The sequence below is a fragment of the Cellulomonas humilata genome, from assembly GCF_013359775.1.
Lineage (GTDB): Bacteria > Actinomycetota > Actinomycetes > Actinomycetales > Cellulomonadaceae > Cellulomonas > Cellulomonas humilata.
Genome location: NZ_JABMCI010000048.1, coordinates 74,011 through 82,427 on the forward strand (window position 1 = coordinate 74,011; position 8,417 = coordinate 82,427).

The 8,417-nt window shown below is 73.7% G+C and carries 11 protein-coding genes, 2 tRNA genes and 1 pseudogene; 4 read left to right on the forward strand and 10 right to left on the reverse strand.

What is annotated here, in order from left to right:
* Positions 1-4: 4 nt before the first annotated feature.
* The 3 genes from HP550_RS04260 to leuC form a co-directional block, all read right to left on the reverse strand.
* On the reverse strand, positions 5-583 hold the full coding sequence (locus tag HP550_RS04260) for an HU family DNA-binding protein (RefSeq protein WP_175346349.1): 579 nt from the start codon (positions 581-583) through the stop codon (positions 5-7).
* A gap of 113 nt (positions 584-696) precedes the next feature.
* Positions 697-1,365, reverse strand: a complete 669-nt coding sequence (leuD, locus tag HP550_RS04265; protein ID WP_175346350.1) for a 3-isopropylmalate dehydratase small subunit — start codon at positions 1,363-1,365, stop codon at positions 697-699.
* Between the two features lie 21 nt (positions 1,366-1,386).
* Positions 1,387-2,841 carry a 3-isopropylmalate dehydratase large subunit gene (leuC, locus tag HP550_RS04270; RefSeq protein ID WP_175346351.1) on the reverse strand — a complete coding sequence of 485 codons (1,455 nt, stop codon included), beginning with the start codon at positions 2,839-2,841 and terminating at the stop codon, positions 1,387-1,389.
* A gap of 106 nt (positions 2,842-2,947) precedes the next feature.
* On the opposite strand from leuC, the gene HP550_RS04275 reads away from it, so the two are divergent.
* Together HP550_RS04275 and HP550_RS04280 are read left to right on the forward strand one after the other, a co-directional pair.
* Entirely contained in the window at positions 2,948-3,667 is a 720-nt protein-coding gene (locus HP550_RS04275) for an IclR family transcriptional regulator (RefSeq protein WP_028046824.1), read from the forward strand.
* A complete protein-coding gene (locus tag HP550_RS04280) occupies positions 3,667-3,897 on the forward strand; it encodes a hypothetical protein (RefSeq protein ID WP_175346352.1) in 231 nt (76 codons plus the stop codon). The genes HP550_RS04275 and HP550_RS04280 overlap by 1 nt, the downstream gene beginning before the upstream one ends.
* A gap of 13 nt (positions 3,898-3,910) precedes the next feature.
* Here the strand turns inward: HP550_RS04280 and HP550_RS04285 are convergent, their stop codons facing one another.
* On the reverse strand, positions 3,911-4,345 hold the full coding sequence (locus HP550_RS04285; protein WP_210767641.1) for a cupin domain-containing protein: 435 nt from the start codon (positions 4,343-4,345) through the stop codon (positions 3,911-3,913).
* A gap of 64 nt (positions 4,346-4,409) precedes the next feature.
* Here HP550_RS04285 and HP550_RS04290 point away from each other — a divergent pair, with 64 nt between their 5' ends.
* The gene (locus HP550_RS04290; RefSeq protein ID WP_175346354.1) at positions 4,410-4,880 is read left to right on the forward strand and encodes a MarR family winged helix-turn-helix transcriptional regulator; all 471 of its coding nucleotides are present in this window, start codon (positions 4,410-4,412) and stop codon (positions 4,878-4,880) included.
* A 91-nt stretch (positions 4,881-4,971) separates the two neighbouring features.
* Here HP550_RS04290 and HP550_RS04295 read toward each other — a convergent pair.
* The 5 genes from HP550_RS04295 to HP550_RS04315 all read right to left on the reverse strand — a co-directional run bounded on the left by HP550_RS04295 (position 4,972) and on the right by HP550_RS04315 (position 7,788).
* Positions 4,972-5,044 (reverse strand) — tRNA-Glu (locus HP550_RS04295).
* Between the two features lie 99 nt (positions 5,045-5,143).
* Positions 5,144-5,215 (reverse strand) — tRNA-Gln (locus HP550_RS04300).
* A 148-nt stretch (positions 5,216-5,363) separates the two neighbouring features.
* On the reverse strand, positions 5,364-5,819 hold the full coding sequence (locus HP550_RS04305; protein ID WP_175346355.1) for a DUF6912 family protein: 456 nt from the start codon (positions 5,817-5,819) through the stop codon (positions 5,364-5,366).
* 36 nt (positions 5,820-5,855) lie between these two features.
* On the reverse strand, positions 5,856-7,124 hold the full coding sequence (locus HP550_RS04310; RefSeq protein ID WP_175346356.1) for a CpaE/TadZ family protein: 1,269 nt from the start codon (positions 7,122-7,124) through the stop codon (positions 5,856-5,858).
* A 1-nt stretch (position 7,125) separates the two neighbouring features.
* Positions 7,126-7,788, reverse strand: coding sequence for a CpaB family protein (locus tag HP550_RS04315; RefSeq protein ID WP_175346357.1), 663 nt, complete (start codon positions 7,786-7,788; stop codon positions 7,126-7,128).
* A 117-nt stretch (positions 7,789-7,905) separates the two neighbouring features.
* Between HP550_RS04315 and HP550_RS04320 the strand changes: the two genes are divergently transcribed.
* A complete protein-coding gene (locus tag HP550_RS04320; RefSeq protein ID WP_175346358.1) occupies positions 7,906-8,139 on the forward strand; it encodes a helix-turn-helix domain-containing protein in 234 nt (77 codons plus the stop codon).
* Positions 8,140-8,142: 3 nt separating this feature from the next.
* Here the strand turns inward: HP550_RS04320 and HP550_RS04325 are convergent.
* Positions 8,143-8,417 (reverse strand): annotated as a pseudogene (locus HP550_RS04325) (hypothetical protein); the annotation flags it as partial.

Genomic DNA, 8,417 nt, shown 5'->3' on the forward strand with positions numbered 1-8,417 from the left:
GGGCTCACTTCTTCTTGCCCTTGCCCTTGCCGGAGGACGTCTTCTTCTTGGCTTGCGCCTTCTTCGCCTCGGCCTTCTTGGCGTCCGCCCGCTTCTTGGCGTCGGCCTTCTTCGCCGCGTCTGCGCGCTTCTTGACGTCGGCCTTCTTCGCCTTCGCCTTCGCCTTGGCCTTCTCGGTCGCGGCGGCCTTGACCGACGGCACGCCGGCCGACTTCGCGGGCGTGGGCGCGTCGACGTGGGTCGGCTCCGGCGCGGCCAGACCCCGGAGCGAGTCGAGGTCGACGACGGCCTCCAGCGGCGCACCCGGCTCGCCGGCCACGCGTGCACGCAGCGTGGCGCCGGGATGGAACCGGGCGACGGTGGTCGCCGCGACCTCGAGCGCCTCTCCCGTGCGGGGGTTGCGGGCCGTGCGAGCAGCGCGGCCGGCCGCCTCGAACGTGCCGAACCCGGTGAGCGTCACGCGCTCCCCCGCGGCGAGCGCGGAGGTGATCTCGCCCAGCACCGCATCGACGGCGGCTGCGGCGGCGGGCCTGGAGGCACCGCGTGCGGCGATCCGGTCGGCGATCTGCGACTTCCCTGTCATGGTCGTCCCCTCTCGGCCGGCGCGCACCGCGCCGTGCACCGGCCCCACGGTAGCCACTGCGGCGGACCGGCGGGTCGCCTGAGGGGGCGACCCGCCGGTGCCGGCGTCAGCGCCTAGCGCGGACCGCGACCGATCTCGACGGGCACGCCCGCCGGCCGGGCCGCGACGATCTCGACGGGCGGCAGGTGCTTGGCAGGCAGGGTGGCCGGCCGCCATGCCTCACGACGAGCCTCGAAGGCGGAGATCTCGTCGGCGTGCTCGAGCGTGAGCCCGATGTCGTCGAGGCCCTCCAGCAGGCGCCAACGCGTGTAGTCGTCGACGTGGAACGGGACGACGACGTCGTCGCACGTGATCGTCTTCGACTCGAGGTCGACGGTGATCTCGGTGCCGGGACGGGTCTCCAGGATCTTCCAGATGAGCTCGATGTCCTCCTGCGACGCCTGTGCCGCGAGCAGCCCCTGCTTGCCGGAGTTGCCGCGGAAGATGTCCGCGAACCGGTTCGAGATGACCACCTTGAACCCGTAGTCCTTGAGCGCCCAGACGGCGTGCTCGCGCGACGACCCGGTGCCGAAGTCCGGCCCGGCGACCAGCACGGAGCCCGAGGAGTAGGCCGCCTGGTTGAGGATGAACGCGGGGTCGCCGCGCCAGGCGGCGAACAGCGCGTCCTCGAACCCGGTGCGCGTCACGCGCTTGAGGTAGACGGCCGGGATGATCTGGTCGGTGTCCACGTTGCTGCGCCGCAGCGGGACGCCGACGCCGGTGTGCTGGTTGAACTTCTCCATGACTGTCTCTCGCTTTCCGGGTCAGACCGTCTGGAGGTCGGTGAGGGGGCTACCGTCGGGCGCGGGTACTCCGGCGTCGAGGTCGGCGAAGGACGAGAGGGTGCCGCGGATCGCGGTCGCGGCGGCCACGAGCGGCGACACCAGGTGCGTGCGCCCGCCCTTGCCCTGGCGGCCCTCGAAGTTGCGGTTCGACGTCGAGGCCGAACGCTCCCCCGGCGCCAGCTGGTCCGGGTTCATGCCCAGACACATCGAGCAGCCGGCGTTGCGCCACTCGGCACCGAAGTCGAGGAAGATCTTGTCGAGCCCCTCGGCCTCCGCCTGCAGGCGCACGCGGGCCGATGCCGGCACGACCAGGACGCGGACGTCGTCGGCCTTGTGCTTGCCGCGGACCACCTTGGCCACCGAGCGCAGGTCCTCGATGCGCCCGTTGGTGCACGAGCCGATGAAGACCGTGTCGACCTTGATCTCGCGCAGCGGCTGCCCCGGCGTCAGGCCCATGTACTCGATGGCGCGCTCGGCGGCGCCGCGCTCGTCGGCGTCGGCGATCTCCTCCGGTACCGGCACGGAACCCGACAGCGGCAGGCCCTGGCCGGGGTTGGTGCCCCACGTGACGAAGGGTTCGAGGTCCTCCGCCTTGAGGACCACCTCGACGTCGAACTCGGCGTCCTCGTCGGTCCTCAGGGTGCTCCAGTACGCCACGGCGGCGTCCCAGTCGGCACCCTCGGGCGCGTGCGGGCGACCCTGGAGGTAGTCGAACGTGGTCTGGTCGGGCGCGATCATGCCCGCGCGCGCGCCGGCCTCGATCGACATGTTGCAGACCGTCATGCGGGCTTCCATCGACAGCGCCCGGATGGCCTCGCCGCGGTACTCGAGCACGTAGCCCTGACCACCGCCGGTGCCGATCTTGGCGATGATCGCCAGGATGATGTCCTTGCTCGTCGCGCCCACGGGGAGCTCGCCGTCGACCGTGATCGCCATGGTCTTGAACGGCGCCAGCGGCAGCGTCTGCGTGGCCAGCACGTGCTCGACCTCGCTGGTGCCGATGCCGAACGCCAGGGCGCCGAACGCGCCGTGCGTGGACGTGTGCGAGTCGCCGCACACCACCGTCAGGCCCGGCTGCGTCAGGCCCAGCTGCGGCCCGACCTGGTGGACGATGCCCTGGTCGGCGTCACCGAGCGAGTGGATCCGCACGCCGAACTCCGCGGCGTTGTTGCGCAGCGTCTGGATCTGCGTGCGGCTGGTCTCGTCGGCGATGGGCCGGTCGATGTCCAGCGTCGGGGTGTTGTGGTCCTCGGTCGCGAGCGTGAGGTCCGGGCGGCGGACCGGGCGACCCGCGAGACGCAGGCCCTCGAACGCCTGCGGGCTCGTCACCTCGTGCACGAGGTGGAGGTCGATGTAGAGGAGGTCGGGCGCCCCGTCGGTGCCTCGTCGCACGACGTGTGCGTCCCAGACCTTCTCCGCCAACGTGCCGGCCATCTTCTCGGTCCGTTCTCTCGTTCGTCCTGTCGGCCGGGAGTGTGGTTTTCCCGGCTCACCTGCTGTCGTACTTGCATCTCAGCCTGCGAGACGCCAATATCGACCTATGGACAACTCTAGCGGAGTCGGCGTGCTGGACAAGGCCGCGTCCGTTCTCAGCGCCCTCGAGGCAGGCCCGGCCACCCTTGCACAGCTGGTGACCGCCACCCATCTTGCGCGCCCGACGGCTCACCGACTGGCCGTGGCGCTCGAGCACCACCGCCTCGTGGCCCGCGACATGCAGGGTCGGTTCGTGCTCGGACCCCGCCTCTCGGAGCTGGCGACGGCGGCCGGCGAGGACCGCCTGCTCGCCGCGGCCGGCCCCGTGCTGGCCGCGCTGCGCGACCACACCGGCGAGAGCGCGCAGCTGTACCGCCGCCAGGGCGACCAGCGGATCTGCGTCGCCGCGGCCGAGCGGCCGATCGGCCTGCGCGACTCGATCCCGGTGGGCGCGACGCTGACGATGCACGCGGGCTCCGCGGCGCAGATCCTGCTCGCCTGGGAGGAGCCCGACCGCCTGCACCGTGGGCTCCAGGGTGCCAAGTTCACCGCGACGATCCTGTCCGGGGTGCGCCGACGCGGCTGGGCCCAGTCGGTGTCCGAGCGCGAGGTCGGCGTCGCGTCGGTGTCCGCCCCCGTGCGCGGGCCGTCGGGCCGGATCGTCGCCGCCGTGTCGGTCTCCGGACCACTCGAGCGCCTGTCCCGGCAGCCGGGGCGGCTGCACGCCGCCGCCGTCGTCTCGGCGGCCAACCGGCTGACCGAGGTGCTGCGCCGAACGGCGGACTGATGGCCGTCCGCGGCGCTGCGGCGTCTCGTCGCCGGCTGCGCCGCAAGGTCGCGCTCGTCGGGTTCGTCGTCGGGCTGGTCCTCGGTGCGGTTCTCGCGCTCCTGGGCGGCGGCGGGGCCGGCGACGCCGTGGTGACCGGGATCCTGGTCGGCGCGATCGTCGCGGTCGTCGGCTACGGCGTCGTCGCGCTCCTGCCCACGTCGTCGCACGGCCCGCCCGGCCAGCACTGAGCTCGCGGGACTTCTAGCCAGGCCCGGGAACGGGACCCAGCAGCTCGATGCCGTGCTCGGCGGCGATCGCCAGGACGTCCTCCATGCTCGGGCTCCCCTGCGCCGCAAGGGCCGCGGCCGCCCGGGAGAACCCCTCCATCGGCGGCCCCGGCGCGTGCACGACGAAAGCGACGGCGTCCGCGCCGGACTCGTTGCGCACCGAGTGCGCGGTCCCTCCGGCCAGCGCGACGACGTCGCCCGCGGTGGCCGTCGTCCGCCGGACGACGCCGGCCTGGGCCTCGGCCTCGTAGATCGTGAACTCGCCCTCCAGCACGTGGTAGACCTCGCCCGGCGCGTGCCGGTGCATCACCGGCGGTCCGCCTCCCGGCTGCATCCGCACCTGGACCGCGAACAGCGCGTCGCCGCTCTGGGCGCTCGTGGCCAGGACCGTGATCTCGTCGGTCCCCATCCTGAAGACCTCGCGATCGACAGGTAGCATGCCTATGTCCATATCGCGACGTTAGACAGGTGACATGTCGAAGTCAAGCCGTATTCCCCTGTCGTCCGGCCGCGAGCGACCGACCAACATCGCCGTCCTGCTGCGGGAGGCGTTCGTCGCGCTCAACGACGTCGTCGTCGTCGCGCTGGCCGAGCGCGGACACGCGGTCGTGCGGCCGGCGCACAGCGCGGTCTTCCAGTACCTCGACGACACCGGCACGACCGTCAGCGTCCTGGCGGAGCGCGCCCAGATGACCAAGCAGGCGATGGCGGAGCTGGTCGTGCACCTCGAGCGGCACGGGTACGTCGTCCGCGTGCCCGACCCCGCCGACCGGCGGGCCAAGCTGGTGCTCGCCACCGAGCAGGGGGCCGACGTCGTCGCAGTGGCCCAGGAAGTGGCTCCGGCGATCGAGCACCGCGTCGAGCAGCTGCTCGGCGCCGACCGGTTCGCCGCGCTGCGGGAGGACCTCGGCACCATCCTGCGGGCCGCCGACTCCTCCGCCTGACGCGAACGGGCCGCTGCACGCGCGCGAGGCGACGGGCCGGACATGGCACGAGCCCCGATCAGCCTGCGCTGATCAGGGCTCGTCGCCTCTGTACCCCCGACCGGATTCGAACCGGCGCTACCGCCGTGAGAGGGCGGCGTGCTAGGCCGCTACACAACGGGGGCCTGTACGCTGCGCGACCCGAGGGCCTCGCTTGCGAGTGAACACTCTACCCGATCCTCCGAGGAGGACGGACCAGCGGTGCTCGCGCTGAGTTCATACCGCTGGGGTACCAGGACTCGAACCTAGACTAACTGAACCAGAATCAGTCGTGCTGCCAATTACACCATACCCCATGGGGGTAAAACGCCCGGAGCTCATCGGTTGCCTGGCGGGGCAGACCGACGCGCATCCGGACGTCGTACCGGCGGTGAACACTACCCGAGCGCCGGGGCCGGGTCCAACTGGCGCACCCCGACGTGACGAAGCCCACCGACACCGGCCTCAGCGCGGGATCGACGCCAGCTCCGACGCGTCGTACCAGAGCAGGTCGCGCTCGTCGAGGCGGTCGACGGCAGACTCGTCGCCGGCCGCGGCCAGCACCACGTCGGGCGCGGCGCCCGGCTCGTCGACGTGCACGCAGATCACGTCGTCCTGCGGCACCGCGCTGGTGAGGTCGACGGCACTGGGCACGTCGTCGCCGTCGGCCACCGCCAGGACGGCGCTGTCGGGGACGTCCACCGAGACGACGAGCCGCAGCTGCGGGGCGTCCGGCTGCCCGCCCAGGAGCTCGAGCGAGTCGTCCGCGGCCGCCAGCTGCGCCGCGAACTCGAGCCCCTCGTCGTCCTCGTCCGGGAACATCGCCCGCAGCGCCGGCGTCACCGCGTGGGCGCGCCGGGCCGCGAGCGGGCCGGCCGCGGGATCGAGCTGGTCGAGCGAGGCGGGGAGGTAGATGCGCACCCGGCCAGTGTGCCGCGCCGACGCCCGGCGCGACGATCAGGCGCGCACGGCGACCGCAGGCTCCACCGCCGACGCCACGACGAGCAGGGCGTCCAGCCGCGCCGCGACCCCGGCGATCGCGCGCCTGACCGGGGACCCCGGTGCCGCCTCGCGCAGGGTGCGCGCCTCGAGCAGAGCGGTGTCGAGCGCCGGGCCGTCGTCGGGCACGAGGTGCGCGTCCGGGACTCCCGCGTACCGTGCGAGCGCCTGCCCCACGGCCTCCCCCGGCTGCGGCCCGGCCACCGACGCCCGCACGCGGTTGACCAGCACCATCCGCGTGCCGCCCAGACCCAGGTCCGTCAGCTCGCCCAGGCCCCGGACCAGGCGCTGGATGCCGACGGGGTCCCCCGCGCCGACCGCCAGCACCACGTCCGCCGCCTCGAGCGCGCTGAGCGTGGCGGCGTTGCGGCGCGGGGCACGCGTGTCGTAGCTGAGCACCTCGTCCTGCTCCAGGCAGAAGCCGCAGTCGATCACCGTCCACTCCGCGAGCCCGCGGGCGACCGTCCAGACGGCGTCAAGCGACGACGAGGGAAGCTCCGGCCAGCGGTCCGCCCGGGAGATCCCCGACAGCACGCGCAGGTCCGGGGCGATGGTCGGGGTGATCCTGGCCAGGGTCGTCAGGTCGAGGGTCCCCTGCCCTGCGGCACGCGCCGCCGCCGCGAGGCCCGGCGCCTCGTCGAGCATGCCCACCACCTGCGCCACGCAGCCGCCGTACGTGTCGGCGTCCACGAGCAGCGTCCGACGGCCGGCCGCGGCCAGCTCCGCGGCGACGTTCACCGCGACGGTCGTCCGGCCCGGCGCCCCGGTCGGGCCCCAGACTGCGACGACGAGACCGCGCGCCGGGCGGCGGACGGTCTGCTCGTCGGGCCACGAGGAGTCGCGGCTGTCGCCGTCGGGCGCCGTGCCGAGGACCACCAAGGCGTCCCGGACCACCTCGTTGGCCGACGCCTCGTCGTGCGGTGCGGCCGCCACCAGGTCCGCACCGAGCGCCACGAGACGCTCGCCGAGCCACGGACGGGCGGCGTCGCCGATGCCGATGACGCGCACGCCCGCCCGGTGCAGCAGCTCGATCGCCTCCCGGTCGAGCAGGTCGAGGTCGCCCGACACGACGGCCAGTCGACCGAGACCCGCCTCCGCGGCCGCGAGCAGCTCGGTGAGGTCGGCGCACCGCCGGGTCACGCTCAGGCGCCCGCCGGTCTGCTCGACCGCCTGGACGATGATCGCCTCCGCCGCGCCCTGCACGGCGCACAGCACCCCGACGGCCACGTCAGCCCCCCGAGCCCAGGACCGGCACCACGTCGACCGTGCCCTCGGCGGCGAGCGCCGTGAGGACCTCCGGCAGCAGCGCGCTGGGCACCAGCACCTGGACGGCGCTGCCCCCGGAGGCGCGGAACGCCCCCGTCGGCGTCGTGACCTCGGCGACCGTGAGCCCTCCGGCCAGCTCCCACGGGTCGTCCGGCGCGGCGTCGTCGTCCGGCGCCGGCGGGGTGAACCACAGGTCCACGAGAGCACCGGGGACCACGTCCTGCGACGGGGCACGCTCGAGGGTCACCGACACCGGCCGCAGGTCGAGGTCCGCGGCCGACCCGACGGCCGACGCGGGCACGAGCTCGCCGCGGCCGACCGCCCGGACCGCCACGACGTCGCGCGCGATCGCCTCGTCCGCCCGCAGGTAGTGATCGAGATTGACCGTGCCCAGCCGCACGTCGACGACGGCGAGGTCCTGCGCGGCCACCCGGTCCCCCGGCACCAGGGCGGACCGCGTCACGTACACGGGCACCGTGGCCTGCGCCGTGCGCACCGCCCAGGAGCCCAGCAGCACCGACGCCGCCACCATCGCGATGCCGGCCAGCAGCCGGGGGTCGCGCCAGCCGGGCCGCCGCAGCCGGGCCGCCACCGGTGCGGGCAGGTCGAGCACGCTCGTGTCCATCGGATCTCCTGGTTCGTCGCGCCTGGCTGGACGGTCATCCTGCCCGCGTCCAGGACGTCGCGAACGGAGCATTGTGGACAAACCGGTCCGAGCGCCAGCGCGTGCCACACTGCGGTCATGCCTTCGCGGTTCCTGACCCTCGCGGACGTCACCGAGGTGCTGAACATCTCGGCGCCGCAGGCCTACGCACTCGTCCGCTCCGGGGAGCTGCCCGCCATCCAGATCGGTGGCCGGCTCCAGTGGCGGGTGGAGTCCACCGAGCTCGAGAAGTACATCCAGCGGATGTACGAGCAGACCCGCGCCCGCATCTCCAGCGACGGCAGCGTGGTCGACGCGCCCTCGTCCGACTGAGCCTCAGCCCGACCGCACGACCCGCACCGCTGCGAACGCCACGGTCCACGGCACGCGACCGGACGCGTCGCCGACGTCGCTGAGGTCCAGGTGGTCGGCGCCGACGCGATCGACCCGACCCACGAGGTCGGTCCCGCCGACGTCGATCCGGACCACGGCGCGATCGCGCGCCAGAGCACGAAGGGCGTGCGCGAGCCCGAGCCGTGCCTCGACCGCACCGGGCGCAGGGGCCGCGTGCCCGACGAGCCCGCCGACGCCCGCCACCGCCGCGGCCGGCA